Source organism: Kitasatospora sp. NPDC058184, assembly GCF_042883725.1.
Classification (GTDB): domain Bacteria; phylum Actinomycetota; class Actinomycetes; order Streptomycetales; family Streptomycetaceae; genus Kitasatospora.
Genome location: NZ_JBHVVE010000015.1, coordinates 43,774 through 58,101 on the forward strand (window position 1 = coordinate 43,774; position 14,328 = coordinate 58,101).

At 74.0% G+C, this 14,328-nt stretch carries 13 protein-coding genes; 5 read left to right on the forward strand and 8 right to left on the reverse strand.

Annotation, left to right across the window (positions count from 1 at the left end; all coding sequences use genetic code 11):
* Positions 1-168 precede the first annotated feature (168 nt).
* Together ACFVXH_RS26325 and ACFVXH_RS26330 are read right to left on the reverse strand one after the other, a co-directional pair.
* The gene (locus ACFVXH_RS26325) at positions 169-1,188 is read right to left on the reverse strand and encodes an alcohol dehydrogenase catalytic domain-containing protein (RefSeq protein WP_387827677.1); all 1,020 of its coding nucleotides are present in this window, start codon (positions 1,186-1,188) and stop codon (positions 169-171) included.
* 20 nt (positions 1,189-1,208) lie between these two features.
* Entirely contained in the window at positions 1,209-2,441 is a 1,233-nt protein-coding gene (locus tag ACFVXH_RS26330) for a cytochrome P450 (protein ID WP_387827680.1), read from the reverse strand.
* Positions 2,442-2,720: 279 nt separating this feature from the next.
* Here ACFVXH_RS26330 and ACFVXH_RS26335 point away from each other — a divergent pair, with 279 nt between their 5' ends.
* On the forward strand, positions 2,721-3,134 hold the full coding sequence (locus ACFVXH_RS26335; protein ID WP_049650275.1) for an SgcJ/EcaC family oxidoreductase: 414 nt from the start codon (positions 2,721-2,723) through the stop codon (positions 3,132-3,134).
* A 257-nt stretch (positions 3,135-3,391) separates the two neighbouring features.
* Positions 3,392-4,549: an epoxide hydrolase family protein gene (locus tag ACFVXH_RS26340; RefSeq protein ID WP_387827683.1), complete on the forward strand. Its 1,158-nt coding sequence runs from the start codon at positions 3,392-3,394 to the stop codon at positions 4,547-4,549.
* A gap of 106 nt (positions 4,550-4,655) precedes the next feature.
* Here the strand turns inward: ACFVXH_RS26340 and ACFVXH_RS26345 are convergent, their stop codons facing one another.
* From ACFVXH_RS26345 to ACFVXH_RS26355, 3 genes are all read right to left on the reverse strand, one after another.
* On the reverse strand, positions 4,656-6,047 hold the full coding sequence (locus ACFVXH_RS26345) for an FAD-dependent oxidoreductase (protein ID WP_387827686.1): 1,392 nt from the start codon (positions 6,045-6,047) through the stop codon (positions 4,656-4,658).
* Between the two features lie 153 nt (positions 6,048-6,200).
* Positions 6,201-7,004, reverse strand: a complete 804-nt coding sequence (locus ACFVXH_RS26350; protein ID WP_387827689.1) for a TIGR03084 family metal-binding protein — start codon at positions 7,002-7,004, stop codon at positions 6,201-6,203.
* Between the two features lie 182 nt (positions 7,005-7,186).
* Positions 7,187-8,677, reverse strand: a complete 1,491-nt coding sequence (locus ACFVXH_RS26355; protein ID WP_387827692.1) for an MFS transporter — start codon at positions 8,675-8,677, stop codon at positions 7,187-7,189.
* A gap of 152 nt (positions 8,678-8,829) precedes the next feature.
* On the opposite strand from ACFVXH_RS26355, the gene ACFVXH_RS26360 reads away from it, so the two are divergent.
* Positions 8,830-9,510 carry a TetR/AcrR family transcriptional regulator gene (locus tag ACFVXH_RS26360; RefSeq protein ID WP_117486082.1) on the forward strand — a complete coding sequence of 227 codons (681 nt, stop codon included), beginning with the start codon at positions 8,830-8,832 and terminating at the stop codon, positions 9,508-9,510.
* Positions 9,511-9,666: 156 nt separating this feature from the next.
* Positions 9,667-10,299, forward strand: a complete 633-nt coding sequence (locus ACFVXH_RS26365; protein WP_241852903.1) for a streptomycin biosynthesis protein StrG — start codon at positions 9,667-9,669, stop codon at positions 10,297-10,299.
* A 65-nt stretch (positions 10,300-10,364) separates the two neighbouring features.
* Here the strand turns inward: ACFVXH_RS26365 and ACFVXH_RS26370 are convergent, their stop codons facing one another.
* Both ACFVXH_RS26370 and ACFVXH_RS26375 read right to left on the reverse strand, forming a co-directional pair.
* Complete coding sequence (locus ACFVXH_RS26370; RefSeq protein WP_049650269.1) at positions 10,365-11,054, reverse strand: DUF899 domain-containing protein; 690 nt, start codon at positions 11,052-11,054, stop codon at positions 10,365-10,367.
* 131 nt (positions 11,055-11,185) lie between these two features.
* A complete protein-coding gene (locus ACFVXH_RS26375; RefSeq protein ID WP_387827696.1) occupies positions 11,186-12,772 on the reverse strand; it encodes an MFS transporter in 1,587 nt (528 codons plus the stop codon).
* Positions 12,773-12,929: 157 nt separating this feature from the next.
* Between ACFVXH_RS26375 and ACFVXH_RS26380 the strand changes: the two genes are divergently transcribed.
* Positions 12,930-13,274 (forward strand): YciI family protein, encoded by a 345-nt coding sequence (locus ACFVXH_RS26380; protein ID WP_234348258.1) that lies wholly within the window; start codon positions 12,930-12,932, stop codon positions 13,272-13,274.
* Positions 13,275-13,299: 25 nt separating this feature from the next.
* On the opposite strand, the gene ACFVXH_RS26385 is transcribed toward ACFVXH_RS26380, so the two are convergent.
* Positions 13,300-14,046, reverse strand: a complete 747-nt coding sequence (locus tag ACFVXH_RS26385; protein ID WP_074002840.1) for a DUF2306 domain-containing protein — start codon at positions 14,044-14,046, stop codon at positions 13,300-13,302.
* Positions 14,047-14,328: the final 282 nt, after the last annotated feature.

The following is a 14,328-nucleotide window of genomic DNA, read 5'->3' on the forward strand; positions in this document are numbered from 1 at the left end:
TTGCTCAGCGGGAGGAATTGCGGCAGCCGCCGGGACCGTCGGCCGGCCCGCGGCCGCACGACGAAGCGCCCTCCCGCGCGCGTGCCGCGGAAGGGCGCTTCCAGAACTCAAGAGAGGTTCACCGGGGGGGAATGGCTTCTCCCGTCCGCCGGTTCACCGGTTCACCGGTCAGGCGTACGTGACGACCGCGCGGAAGCGCGCCTCACCCCGCTCGACCCGGTCCAGCGCCTCGGCGACCCGCTCCTTGGGGAAGGTCTCGACCAGCGGCGTGACGGCCCCGGAGGCGACCAGGTCGAGGGCCTCGGTGAGCCGGTCGAGGCCGTTGTGGGTGGCGCCGATCACCTGCTGGCGCTGCGCCCAGAACGGGCTGGTCGGCGGGATGGCGAAGGGCTCGACCGGGTCGATGGTGGCCAGCACCATCCGGCCGTTCGGCCGCAGCCCCTGGAGGGCCCCGGCGGCGGCCCGGTAGGAGGTGCCGGTCACCAGGACGACGTCGGCTCCGCCGATCGCCCGCAGCCCCTCACCGTCGGCGACCACGTGGTCCGCGCCCAGGGTCCGGGCCAGCCGGTGCTTGTCCGGCGAGCTGGTGACGGCCACGGTCTCGAAGCCGCCGGCCCGGGCGAACTGCACGGCGAGGTGGCCGAGTCCGCCGATCCCGAGCACCGCGACCCGTTCGCGCGGTCCGGGATCGGCGGCGCGCAGCGCGCTCCACGCGGTGTAGCCCGCGCACAGCACGGGGGCGGCGGTCTCGTACGGGACGGCGTCCGGCAGCAGCACGGTGCTCGCGGCCGCCACCGCGACGTACTCCGCGTGTCCTCCTTGCACGGTGAGGCCGCTCATCACGGCCTCCGGGCAGTTCATCCCGGACTGCCCGGAGAGCGGGAGGTTGAGCCGGCAGTACGCGCACCGGCCGCAGGTCGCCTGCACCCAGGTGGCGCCGACCCGGTCGCCGACCCGGCGGCCGGTCACCCCGGCGCCGACCTCGACGACCTCGCCGGCGGCCTCGTGCCCGACCACCACCGGAGCGAACGCCGGGAAGGGGAACACGCCCTGACTGACCAGCAGGTCGTTGTGGCAGACCCCGCAGGCGTGGACCCGGATCAGCACCTGGCCGGGACCGGGCCTCGGGGTGGGGATCTCGCGAAGCTCCCAGCGCGCCTTGGCCTCGGGTACGACGGCTGCCCACATCGGCCGAACCACCTTTCCTGTCAACTGCTCCGCGGCCCGAGCCGGACCGGGAGGGCCTGGACGCCGTTCATGATGAAGGTGGCCTGCGGAGCCAACTCCTCGGCGGGTACGGCGAGTTCGAGGTCGGGGAAGCGCCGGAACAGCGCGGTGAGGGCGGTCTCGGCCTCCATCCGGGCCAGCGGCATGCCGATGCAGCGGTAGACGCCGTGGCCGAAGGAGAGGTGCTCCTTGTTCGCCCGGGTGGCGTCGAAGGCGTCGGCGTCCTCCCCGTGGACGGCGCGGTCGCGGCCCGCCGCCGCGAAGTTGATCAGGACGGGCTCCCCCTTGGCGATGGTGACCCCGCCGAGCTCGATGTCCTCCACCGCGAAGCGGAACGGCAGGTGCGCGACCGGCGCTTCGGCGCGCAGGCTCTCCTCGATCACCTCCGCCCAGCCCACCGCGCCGGACCGGAGCAGCGCCCGCTGGTCGGGGTGGGTGAGCACGGCCCGGACGGTGTTGGCGAGCAGGTTCATCACCGGCTCGGTCCCGGTGGCGAGCAGCAGGTGCAGGGTGCCGACCAGTTCGGAGTCGCTCAGCCGGGATCCGTCCTCCTCCTGGGCCTGGACCAGGTCGCTGGTCAGATCGTCCCCGGGGTCGCGGCGCTTGCCCTCGACGAACTCCAGCATCTCCCGGTGCCACCGCTCGACGTTGGCCGCGGACTCCTCCGGGGTGATGGTGGTGTCGACGTTCACCTCGCCGCCGCGCAGCATCCGCTCACGGTCCCCGGCCGGCACGCCGAACAGGTCGCAGATCACCCGGGCCGGCATCGGATGGGCGAAGCGGGCCTTGAGGTCGACCACCTCGCCGGGCGCGAGGCGGCCGAGGTCGTCCAGCAGCTCCTCGACGGCCTTCTCCACCTCGGCCCGCATCGCCTCGACCCGGCGCGGGGTGAAGGCGCCGGCGGTCAGCCGCCGCAGCCGGGTGTGGTCGGCGCCGTAGCGGGTGGTGAGGTTGTCCATCAGCACCCAGCCGATGAGCGGGAAGTCCGCGCCGATCCGGCCCTCGGCGAACGCCGCCCAGTGCCGGCGCGGGTCCTTGGACAGGCGGTGGTCGGCCAGGGCCCGCCGGGCGACGTCCTGGCCGGTGATCGACCAGGCCGGTACGCCACCGGGCAGTTCGATCCGGGCGACCGGGCCGTTCGCCCGGATCCGGGCGCCCTCCGCGTGGATGTCACGTCCGGCTCGGTCGATGACGACGGGGGCGGGGAGTGACACGGAAGCCTCCAGGCGGTCGGAGCGGGGCGCGGGCGGAGTCAGGGAGTCGCCGGGTCGCGGGGCCACGCGGCAGCGGGGCCAGGGCCGTTGACCGGCCCTGTCGAGGCTGGCACCCGCGCGGGGTGCCCGCATCTCCCGGCTTGCGGCGTCCCCCCGGCCGGCGGCTGGGCGGCCGCCCAGCGCAATCGGGAAGATGCGGCGGCCGACGGCCCGGTGTGACGCTGGCCGTCACCGGGCCGTGGTGATCGCGGCCGGGAACCGCCGGATAAGGAGAGAGCCATGTCCGCCACTCCCCCGCCCACCGCCGCCGACGTCGCCGCGCTGCGCGCCGTCCCGGAACTCATCATCGCGGCCTGGGCACGGCACGACGCCGACGGCTTCGCCTCGGTCTTCACCGACGACGCGACACTGATCCTGCCCGGGGACGTCTACCTGACCGGCCGCGAGCAGATCCGCGCCTTCATGGCGCAGGCGTTCGCCGGCCCGTTCAAGGGCACCCAGGTCACCGGTGAGCCGCAGTCGGTCCGCCCGCTGGCCGACGACGTGGCCGTCCTGGTCACCAAGGGCGGCGTGCTGGCCCCCGGGGACACCGAGGTGACGCCCGAGCGGGCGATCCGGGCGACCTGGGTGCTGGCCAGGCAGGGCGCCGACTGGCGGATCGCCTCGTACCAGAACACCCCCGTCGCCGCCTGAGCCCGGAGCCGGAGCGGCGGGGCCGTCACCCGCTCTCCCCGCCGGAGAGCGCGCGGCGGCCCCGGCTCCGCACCGACCGCCGGCCCTCCCCCGGCGGCCCGGCCGATCGACGCTCCGGGGCGCCGCGCGGCCGGTACAGTGCCGTGCGGGACGGTGCCGTACGGCTGCGGCACCCCCGCACGGACCGGCCGGTACGCCGGCCGCCATCCCTCCGGCGCCGGCCCGGGTCGGCGCACGGTCCCGCTGAGAGGACTCGGATGCGTCCCTTCCGTATCGACATCCCGCAAGAAGCCCTCGACGACCTGGACCGCCGGCTCGCGGCCACCCGCTGGCCCGGCGAAGTCCCCGGCGCCGGCTGGCGGCGCGGCGTGCCGCTCGGCTACCTGAAGGAACTGGCCGAGTACTGGCGCACCGGCTTCGACTGGCGCAAGGCCGAGGCGCACCTCAACTCCTTCCCGCAGTTCCTGACCGAAGTCGACGGTGTGGACGTCCACTTCCTGCACGTCCGCTCGCCCGAGCCGGACGCCCTGCCGCTGGTCGTCACCCACGGCTGGCCCGGCTCGGTGGCGGAGTTCCTGGACGTGATCGGCCCGCTGACCGATCCGCGGGCCCACGGCGGCGATCCCGCCGACGCGTTCCACCTGGTCATACCCTCGCTGCCCGGCTACGGCTTCTCCGGCCACCCCCGGGAGGCCGGCTGGGACACCGCCCGGGTCGCCCGGGCCTGGGCCGAGCTGATGCGCCGGCTCGGCTACGACCGGTACCTCGTCCAGGGCGGCGACTGGGGCATGCCGGTCTCGCTGCAGCTGGGCCTGGCCGACCCGGAGCACGTGGCCGGCGTCCACCTCAACATGCTCGCCACCTTCCCGCCGCAGGACCCGGCCGAGTTCGCGCGGCTGGACCCGGCGGACCGGGCCCGGCTGGAGTTCGCCGGGTACTTCGAGCAGGACGGGGCCGGCTGGCGGAAGATCCAGTCCACCCGGCCGCAGACCCTCGCGTACGGCCTGACCGATTCGCCGGTGGGCCAACTCGCCTGGATCGTCGAGAAGTTCATGGAGTGGACGGCGGCCGGGACGGTTCCCGAGGACGTCGTCGACCGGGACCGGCTGCTGACCGACGTGGCGATCTACTGGTTCACCGCCTCCGCCGGCTCCAGCGCCCAGCTCTACTACGAGTCCAACCGACTGGACGCCGACTTCCTCCGCACCTGGGCCGGCCCCTGGCCGCTGTCCGCACCGGTCGGGGTGGCGGTGTTCCCCGAGGACGCGGTCCGGCCGGTCCGGCGCTGGGCCGAACGGATCCTGCCGACCCTCGCCCACTGGTCCGAGTTCGACCGCGGCGGGCACTTCGCCGCCCTGGAGCAGCCCGGGCTGTTCGTCGACGACGTCCGGGAGTTCGCGCGTCGGGTCCGCTGAGCGGACCGTCCACGGAGTCGCCCGGCACCGGGAGTCCGGTGCCGGGCGCGGCCGTACCGGCGGGCGGCCGTTCCGGCGGGCGGCCGAACCGGCAGCCGCCGACGGCTCAGTTCCGGCCGGAGAGCTCCGGAGCGCCCGCGTGGGCGCCGGCCGGAGGCGGGACGGGCCGGCGGGCGGCGCGCAGCACCCGCAGCAGGGTGCGCGGGTGCATCAGCGACTGCGGGGTGGCCACCAGTCCGGCGATCCGCACCAGTGCCTCGGTGATCCGGGGATCGTGGACCGCCGCCCGCTGGGCCAGCGCGGCGTAGCGGTTGACCAGGTGGGTCTGCGGGGTGCGGCGGCCCGCGACGCCCGGGTAGCCCAGGTCGGTCACCGCGGCGAAGGACCAGGGGGCCCGGATCTCCCGCGCGACGTCGCGGAAGTAGGCCCGGGGGTTCGGCAGCCGCCGCCCCGCGGTGTGCCGCCGCAGCACCAGGGCCTGCAGCGCGGCGGAGGTCATGCCCTGGGCGTAGGCCGGGTTGAAGCTGCACACCGCGTCGCCCAGGACGACCAGCCCGGCGGGGAAGCGCTCCAGCCGGTGGTAGTCCCTGCGGACACTGGCCGGGAAGCGGAACCGCAGGGGCTCGTCGAGCGGTTCGGCGTCGCGGATCGCCTCGTGGATCTCGGGGACGGGCAGCGAGCGGACGAAGGCGTGGAACCCCTCGGGGTCGACGGGCGGGTGGTCGCCCACGATCCCGGTCACCGACAGCTCCACCCGGTTGTCCTCGCCGGGCACCCGGTAGAAGAAGGCCCCGCGCGGGTGCGAGGGCGTGGCGGCGGGGATGATGGCGATGTCGCTGCCGAACGGATCCCCCTTGAGGCGGTAGTGGCGGGTGGTGTACGCCAGGTCGATCTCGATCCGCTCCTCGGGGGGCGCCTCGTACCCGAGGTCGGCCAGCCAGCGCGGGGTGCGCGAGCCGCGGCCGGTGGTGTCGACGACCAGGTGCGCGGAGAGCGTGCGCTCCGTACTCCCGGGGGCGCGCCGCTGCACCCGGACCCCGGTGACCCGGCGCCTGGTGGTGTCGGTCACCGGGGCGATGACGTCGTGTTCCTCCAGGAACGTCACCTCCGGCAGCGCCCGTACCCGCTCGCGCAGGTGGTGTTCGAGCACCGGCCGGGTGGCGGGCACGGACGGCAGGCCGGTGCGCGCCGGCCGCAGCCGCAGCCCGTTGAAGTACCAGCGGATGTCGGCGCTGAAGTCGCCGGGCCGCACCCCGGCGGCGACCAGTTCGTCGGTGAGGCCGGGGAACAACGACTCCATGATCTGGTGGCCGCGGGCGACCAGCCCGTGGGCGTGGTTGCCGTGCGGGACGCCGCGCCGCGGCCCGCGGACGCCGAGGATCCGGTCGCGTTCGACGACGACGACCCGGGGATAGGACTCGGCGAGCACCCTCGCTGCCAGCAGGCCTGCGATGCTTCCGCCGAGAACCACGGCGCATTCGTCGGTACGGGTGCCCATGACGGTCCCTTCTGTCGGGTGTGGGACGGGTGGCGGTCCCCGTGCTGGTGCGCCGCCGCGCTGTCGGTCTTCGCCCGGAGCGCGCGTGCGCGCGGGTCCGCGGCACCCCCGCCCGGTGCCGCGGACCCGGTGGCGCTTGCGGTCAGTGCCCGGTCAGTGCCCGGTCGACCGGAACTGGCCGGGCGTGCGGCCCGGACCGGCCGGGCCGCGGTAGGCCTGGGCGAGGTCGAGCCAGGCCTCGGCGTCCTCGCCACGGGCCGTCAGGGCGAGGTCGTCGCGGTGCCGGCGCCTGGTCACCAGCAGGCAGAAGTCGACGGCGGGTCCGCTGACGCGCTGCTCCGCGCCGGCGGGGCCGAACTCCCACCGGGCGCCCGACGGAGCGGTGATCTCGAAACGGAACGTTGTCTCCGGCGGCGTGAGCCCGCGGGCCTGGTAGCCGAAGTCCCAGGTGCGGACGGCGAACTCGACCAGGTAGCGGATCCGGTCGGTGTGCTCGCGGCGCTCCCCGAGCGCGTCGGCGATGTCCTGGCCGTGGCCGAACAGTTCCATCATGCCGGCGGCGGCGAGCACGGGGGCCGTCAGCGGGCGGACCAGCCACGGCAGCGGCCGGTCCGCCGGAACGGCCGCCAGGGCCTCCTCGGCGGCCCGGCGCTCGGTCTGCCAGCTCTCCAGCAGGAGCTTCGGCGCCTTCGCCAGGTAGGGCTTGAGGGCCTGCTGCACCGCACCGTCCATGTCCTGCCCGATGCCGGCGGCGACCGCCCGGAAGGCCTCGGGGTCGCCCGCCGCGAGTCCGGCCAGCCTGAAGGTGGCCGTGAGGTGGGCGACCTGATGGGCGACGGTCCAGCCGGGTGCCGGCGTGGGGCGTGCCCAGTCGGCTTCGGGCAGGTTCGCCACCAGCGCGTCGACGGCCTCGCCGTCCAGCACCAGCGCGGAGATCACGTCCTGTCGGTCGACCATGCCTCTTCCTTCCGTTGAGCGGAACCGGCCGGATGCCCGGCGCACTCCCAATCCGCCTCGAACCATGGCGAGTTGGGCGAATCCAGTATCTGCTCCCGGAGATCGGCGGGCTTCTCCGCCCGTGCTCTGCCACCGGCCGCACCCTCGCCCCCGTCACCCGCGCCCCTGTCACCCGCGCCCCGTCACTCGGACGCCGCGCCGAGCGCCGGGGCCGCGAGCCGGCTCCGGCGGCTGATGTACCAGGCGGCCGCGCCGCACAGCAGCGCCAGCACGGAGACCGCCAGCAGGACGTCGGAGGCCGAGGACACCAGGCCCGCCAGCAGCAGCGGCCCGCACAGGCCGCCCAGCCGGTTGAAGAAGGAGACCCAGCCGGTGGTCCGGCCGCGCCGTTCCGGATCGGCCAGGTCGGCCGCGATCGGCAGGAAGATCGCGGCCATCGAGTTCACCGAGAACAGCGCCGCCACCAGCGCGCCCGCGCAGATCCAGCCCACCTGCGCCACCGCGCCGCTGGCGGTGAGCGCCAGCAGCAGCACGGCGGTGACGGTGGCCAGGCCCGCCGCCATGCTGGTCGGGCCGAACCGGCGGTAGCCCAGCATCAGCAGCAGGGCGCACGGGACCATCACCACCGCCGCCACGGTCAGCATCAGGTTCGCGGTGCGCACCGGCACACCGCCGATCCGGGCCAGGCTCGGCACCCAGGTGGTGAGGCCGAAGGTGAGCAGGCCGATCAGGGTGGCGAACGCCCGCTGGAGGCCGTGGGTGAGGGCCCGCGCGGACCGTGAGTCCCGCCGCGGGACCGGTGCGCTCCGCGCCGCCGGGGCGGAGAGCGCCACGTAGTCGGGAACGAAGGGCGTCAGCACGGCCAGCACGGCGCCGGTGGGGGCGCCGATCAGCCAGAGGATCCGCCAGCCGAACACCGGCTCCAGCCACAGGGCCGAGCCGGCGGCGATCAGGTAGCCGACGGCGGTGGCGACGACGGAGAGCGCCACCACCACCGAGCCGCGGACCCGCCCGCCGACCGCCTCGGTGAGCAGGGTGATCAGCAGCGGGGCGAGGCCGCCGACCGCCAGGCCCATCAGCCCGCACATCAGCAGGTTCCCGCGGAAGGAGGGCATCGAGCCGCACATGCTGGTGGCGGTGAAGCCGAGGGTGGCGATCAGGTAGGAGCTGCGGCGCCCGATCCGGTCGGTGAGCACGCCGAACAGCAGCGCCCCGGCCGCCGTCCCGGTCAGTCCGCAGACCGCCAGCAGGGAGGCCGTCCGGGGGTCGAGGCCGTAGTCGGCCCGCATACCGGGGATGACGAAGCCCAGCGTGGAGGTCTTGCTGATGTCGACGGTCAGGGCGGCCGTACCGATGACGGCGATCAGCAGCCGGCCGCGCCGGCCGCCACGGAGTTCGGTCGGGGCCGAGCGCGGCCGTCCGCGCAGGGCGGCGCCGGCCACCACGAACAGCAGTCCGGCGAAGGCGGTGAACATCTCCGGCATCTCCGCCAGCGGCATGCCGCCGAGCTTCCGTCCGGCGTCGGCCGGGGCGTGCGCCATCTCCATCGGCATCGGCATCGGCATCGCGGGGTCCATGGCGAAGGCGTGGTGGAAGGCCAGTGCGGAGGAGACCAGCACGATCGCGCTGCCCGCGTACAGGAGCATCGCGGCGCCGAGGGGTCTGGAGAACACGGGGCGGCCTTTCGGTCGGGGGCGGCGGTCGCGCCGGGTGACTGGGAAGCTACGCCGGGCGTCCTGAGGGCCGCTTCTCGCAGTGTGCTGGGATCGGGAGTTGTGGACCCGCGACCGGTTCCGGCACCACGGCGTTTTGGTTGACTGGGGACATGAGTCCGCGTCGCTCGGATCCCCGTGCCCGCCCGGGGCTGGTGACCATCGCCGCCCGGCTGCTGGCGGAGGAGGGGCCGCAGGCACTGTCCACCCGCCGCATCGCGAGCGAGGTCGGCACCTCGACGATGGCCCTGTACACCCACTTCAACGGAATGCGCGGGCTGGCGCGGGCCATCGTCCACGAGGGGTTCGCCCGGCTCCAGCAGCACTTCACCCAGGTGCGGCCCAGTGACGACCCGGTGTGCGACCTCGCGCTGCTGGGCCGTGCCTACCGGTGCAACGCGCTGGCCAACCCCCACCTGTACGCGGTGATGTTCGGCGGTTCCTCGCTGGCCGGGTTCTCGCTCGACGAGGAGGACCGCCAGTACGGCCGCTACACGCTGGCCGGTGTGACCGAGTGCGCGGCCCGGTGCGTCGGGGCGGGCCGGTTCCGCCCGGCGGACCCGGAACTGGTGGCGCACCAGATGTGGTCGGCGGTGCACGGCCTGGTCGTCCTGGAGCTCGGCGGCTACCTGATCGAGCCCTGCGACGCCGACCGCCTGCTGGAGGCGCAGCTGGTGGGGCTGATGGTCGGTGTCGGCGACACCCGGGAGGCCGCCGCCGGATCGGTGGCGGCCTCGGCCCGGCGGCTGCGGGAGGAGGTGGTGCCGGTGGTGGAAGCGGCGGGGCCGGAATAGTCCGGCGACGGGCACCCGAACTCCTTCCGGACCGTTTTCTCCCGTCGTGCTCTTGCCGCTCGGAACGTCTTGGTGGAGAAGGGACGCTGCGCTAGCTTCTCGAACAGGAGGCATTGTCCGCCATCCGCCAGGAGAATTCGGGGAGTGTGGGAGAGCATGCAGCCGAAGACCTACGAGTACGATCCGGCCGTGTTCGACTTCGCCGCGGCGGTGCGGTCGATCTACCGGACCGAGGACCTGAGCGCGTTGCGGCCGGACGCCCCGATGGAGCTGCTCACCTGGCGGACCGACCAGTCCACGGAGTTCCACGCCGCCTTCTACCGGGAGTTCGAGCCCAGGCTCCGGGACCTGTACCGCGGCTTCGTGAAATCCTTCGTGCCGGACGTGCTCGGCACCGACGAGTTCTGCTTCCAGCGCGTTCCCACCTTCCGGATCCATTTCCCGGGAAATGTCGCGGTCGGCGAGTTCCACAAGGACGGCGACTACCACCACGCCGACGGCGAGGTGAACTTCTGGCTGCCGCTGACCCGGGCCTGGGGGACCAACTCCGTGTGGGTCGAGCGGGAGCAGGGGTCGGAGGACTACGCGGCGACCGAACTCGACGTGGGGCAGCTGCTGGTCTTCGACGCGGTCGGCTGGAACCACGGGAACAAGGTGAACGACACCGACTCGACCCGGGTGAGCTTCGACTTCCGCTGCATCCGGCTCGCCGACTACCGCGCCTCGGACCTGCGGACGGTGGACGCCGGCCGGGGGCTGTGGATCGGGGACTACTTCGACGTCTTCTGACCGGTTCCGCTCCGGCGCCGCCGGCCCCGCGTCCGTGACGCGGGGCCGGCGGCGCACCGGCGCGGTCATCCCAACTGCCGGCCCAGCGGCGTCAGGTCCAGGTAGTTGTGGACGGCGAGGAGGATGTCCAGCCCGCGCGAGAAGGTCGAGTAGGTGTGGTAGACCTCCTCGCCGTCCCGCAGGAAGACGCTGACCGCGGGGAGTTCGTGGCCCCAGATGTCCCAGGGGCCGACGGCGGCCTCGTGCTCCTCCCTGGTCCGGAAGTTGATCAGGAGCGGGGTCACGGACTCGTCCAGCGTGGCGTGGAAGTCGTAGTTGAAGCGGCTCCCGTACGACGAGTAGTACGGGATGTCCCAGCCCATCCGCTCCTTGTACCGGCGGATCTTCTCCTGCGGCGCGCGGGAGACCAGCACCAGCGTGGTGTCCCGCTCGTGCAGGTGCGGCAGGTACCCGATCTCCCGGATCTGGAACCGGCAGCTGGGGCAGCCCTCCTCCCACTCCGGGTCGAACATCACGTGATGGACGATCAGTTGCCGGCGTCCCTCGAAGAGGTCGGCCAGGGACGCCTTGCCGTCGGGGCCCTCGAAGACGTAGTCCTCCTCGACCCGGACCATCGGGAGCCGCCTGCGCTCGGCGCTCAGCGCCTCCCGGGCATGCGTGAACTCCTTCTCCCTGACCAGGAACTCCCGGCGGGCGGCGAGCCACTCCTCCCGCCCGACGACCCGGGGGAGCTCCGACTGCGGTTCCGTGTCCATGGTGCCGTTCTTCCTCTCGTGCGGTGCGGTGTTCCGTACTGCCGTGCTCCGTACTGCCGTGTTCCGTGCCGCCGTGTTCCGTGCCGCGGTGTTCCGGGCCGCGGTGTTCCGCGGCGCTCTGCTGCGGCGGGTCATTCCACGGCCGTGGCGGTCGGTGCGGGCGACTCCTCCGCCGCCGGGGACACCGCCCCGGCCGCGGAGCGCGACCCGAGCGCGCCGAGCGCCAGGACACCGAGGGCGGCGACCAGGACGGCACTGACCACGGCGGCGGCGTTCAGGCCCGAGGTGAACGCCTCGCGCGCGTGCTCCAGCAGGCGCGCGCCCGCGTCCCCGGACAGCCGCCCGGCCTCCTGCGCGGCGGCCTCGACGCTCTGCCGGACGTCGGGGAGCGCGCCGGCCGGGGCCCCGGACGGGCTGAAGCCGTCCATCCGGGCACCGTAGACGGCGGCTCCTATGCTCCCCAGCGCGGCCACCCCCAGCGAGATGCCGAAGTCGCCGCTGGTCTGCGAGAGCGCCGCCGCCGCCCCGGCGTTCGCGGGGGGCACGGAACCCACCACGAGGTCCTGGCCGAGCGCGCCCACGAACCCGATCCCGAGGAAGACCAGGATGATGCCGCCCACCAGCTGGGACAGCCCGTCCGAGGTGTCAAGGACCGCGAGCAGCGCGAAGCCGACCGCGGCGAGGCCCATGCCGGCGGCGATCACCACCCGGGGGGTGAACCGGCGTGCGGCGAGCGGCGCCAGCATGCTCCCGACCACCATCGCCAGCGAGGACGGGACGAGCCACAGGCCCGCGTGCAGCGGGGTGAACCCCTCGACCGACTGCAGGTACCGGCTGATCAGGAACATCACCCCGCCCTGGGTGGCCACCCCGAGCATCAGGATCACCAGCGCCGCGGTGAACGCGAGCCGCTTGAAGAGCCGGACGTCGAGGAGCGGGTCGGCGAGCCGGCGCTGCCGCGCCACGAACACGGCCCCGAAGGCCAGGCCGGCGACGGCCGCGGCCGCGCCCAGCGGCTGGACCCCGTCCCGGGCCATGTCCTTGATGCCGTAGACCAGGGGAAGCATCGCCAGCAGGGACAGGGCGACGCTCAGCGGGTCCGCGCCGCGGACCTGCGGGGAGCGGTACTCGGGCAGGAACACCGGGCCGACGGCCAGCAGCAGCACCATCACCGGGATGGCCAGCAGGAAGACCGAGCCCCACCAGAAGTGGCTGAGCAGCGCGCCGCCGATGACCGGCCCGGCGGCCGCGCCGCCCATGAAGCAGCTCATCCACACCGCGAAGGCCATGCCGCGCTGCCGCGGGTCCTGGAACATGTTGCTGATCAGCGCGAGCGTGGAGGGCATCAGGGTGGCCCCGGCGACGCCCATCGCGGCGCGCGCCGCGATCAGCATGCCCGGGCTGGTCGACCAGGCGGCCACCGCCGAGGCGATCCCGAAGGCCACCGCGCCGTACAGCAGCAGCTTGCGGCGGCCGACGCGGTCACCCAGCGTGCCCATGGTGACCAGGAAGCCGGCCGTCAGGAAGCCGTACACGTCGGTGATCCACAGCTGCTCGGTGGCGCCGGCCCCGAGGTCGTCGGTCAGGCTGGGCAGCGCCAGGTAGGTCACGCTGAGATCCAGCGCGAGCAGGAGTGTGGGCAGGGCGAGAACCGCCAGGCCCGTCCACTCGCGGCGCCCCGCTCGCGGCGGGGAGGCCGCGGTCGTCGGCGAGGTCATGGGTACGTCCTCCAGAGTCGGGTTGTACGGGACGGGACCGCCCCCGGAGGGCGTCCGTCACCCCGGGGTCGGAGCCGCGGCCTGCGATCCGACATCCGCTTCGCTATCGTCGTCCACGAAGTTCCGGAACAGGCCGCGGAGGACGTGCGTGAAGTACATGCTGCTGATCTACAGCGACCCGGTGGTGTGGGAGGCGCTCACGGAGGCGGAGCGGGCCTCGCTCGGCCCCGAGCACGCGGCGCTGATCGGCGAACTGGAGGCGTCCGGGGAGTGGGTCGGCGGCTCGGTGCTGGCTCCCCCGGAGCGGAGCCGGGCGGTGCGGGTCCGCAACGGCGCGGTGCAGGTCGTGGACGGTCCGTTCGCCGAGGTCAAGGAGCACCTGGCGGGCTACGACATCGTCGACTGCGACGGCATGGAGCGGGCGGCGGAGATCGCCGCCCGCATTCCCGACGCCCGGCTGGCCCGGGTGGAGATCAGGCCCATGGTGGGGCCGGAGGCGTGACCGGAGGGGCCCGGCGGCCCTTCCCTCAGGCGGACACCGGGAGCCGACGCCGCGGCTTCCGGTCCAGCCAGAGCTGCACGAGGACGAGGTTGACCATCCAGCCGAGCCAGCGCGCGACCTCGAACAGGTAGTCGAGCGGGACGGGTGCTCCCGTGTGGACCATGACGTCGACCATGGCGCGGCCCCACAGCACGCCGGCGGCGAGCGCGAAGCTCCGCAGCATCCACCGGCGGTGCTCGGCCCAGCGGTGCCGGCGGGCCGCCACCGTCCCGGCCACCGTGGTCGCGATCCACAGCAGCGCCTGGAGCGCGATCCCGATGTCGCCGCGCCACTCGGGCATCAGCGGCATGATCACCAGCGCGGTGACGGCACAGGGCAGGGCGCCGGCGTACACGTAGAGCCGGCCGCTGAGCCGGTGCACCCGCGGGCGGGTCCGCCGCAGCCCGGGCCACAGCTGGAGCACGACGGTGACCAGCGCGATCGACCCGAAGGCGATGTGCGCCACCAGGACCGCGTAGTGCCACGGGACCTGGGGGTCCAGGTTGATGCGCGCCTTCGCCGGATCGAAGCGCAGGTAGGGCGGGAGCTCGTCGACGAGGAAGAGCCCGACGAGCAGGGCGAGCAGCGCGGCCCACCGGCGGGCGGAGGCCCGCCCCGCGCCCCGCCCGCCGTCCGCGCCCCCTCCGCCGGACTCGTCCCGCCCGCCGGAGTCGCGGCGCCGGCCGGACTCGGGGAGCGCGGCGGTGGCGGTGCTGTCGGTCTGCTGAGCCATGGGTGTCCTTCCCCGCCCGGGTGACGAATGGCCGCCAGCTTCACAAACCGAGCGGCCGGACGGCACCTCCCGGCTTGCTGTCCCTCCTGCGCAATCCACGAGAAGACAGGGGCCGCTGCGACGGACGACGATGCGTCTGGAGCCGATCGGGGCGACGGGCGAGGAGGGACGGCTGTGCTGGACGGTGTCGGGGACCGGTCGGGTCCGCAGCGTCCGGGGTCCGATCAGGTCGATCTCATGGTTCGTCAACTCACCTGTACGCTGACGGAGTTCGTCGAACGA

Excerpts from the sequence above, each read along its gene's own strand:
- ACFVXH_RS26365 (WP_241852903.1), top strand. The coding sequence starts at position 9,667 with ATGCAGCCGAAGACCTACGAGTACGATCCGGCCGTGTTCGACTTCGCC.
- ACFVXH_RS26370 (WP_049650269.1), bottom strand. The coding sequence starts at position 11,054 with ATGGACACGGAACCGCAGTCGGAGCTCCCCCGGGTCGTCGGGCGGGAG.
- ACFVXH_RS26350 (WP_387827689.1), bottom strand. The coding sequence starts at position 7,004 with ATGGTCGACCGACAGGACGTGATCTCCGCGCTGGTGCTGGACGGCGAG.
- ACFVXH_RS26335 (WP_049650275.1), top strand. The coding sequence starts at position 2,721 with ATGTCCGCCACTCCCCCGCCCACCGCCGCCGACGTCGCCGCGCTGCGC.
- ACFVXH_RS26385 (WP_074002840.1), bottom strand. The coding sequence starts at position 14,046 with ATGGCTCAGCAGACCGACAGCACCGCCACCGCCGCGCTCCCCGAGTCC.
- ACFVXH_RS26375 (WP_387827696.1), bottom strand. The coding sequence starts at position 12,772 with ATGACCTCGCCGACGACCGCGGCCTCCCCGCCGCGAGCGGGGCGCCGC.
- ACFVXH_RS26325 (WP_387827677.1), bottom strand. The coding sequence starts at position 1,188 with ATGTGGGCAGCCGTCGTACCCGAGGCCAAGGCGCGCTGGGAGCTTCGC.
- ACFVXH_RS26360 (WP_117486082.1), top strand. The coding sequence starts at position 8,830 with ATGAGTCCGCGTCGCTCGGATCCCCGTGCCCGCCCGGGGCTGGTGACC.
- ACFVXH_RS26340 (WP_387827683.1), top strand. The coding sequence starts at position 3,392 with ATGCGTCCCTTCCGTATCGACATCCCGCAAGAAGCCCTCGACGACCTG.
- ACFVXH_RS26380 (WP_234348258.1), top strand. The coding sequence starts at position 12,930 with ATGCTGCTGATCTACAGCGACCCGGTGGTGTGGGAGGCGCTCACGGAG.
- ACFVXH_RS26345 (WP_387827686.1), bottom strand. The coding sequence starts at position 6,047 with ATGGGCACCCGTACCGACGAATGCGCCGTGGTTCTCGGCGGAAGCATC.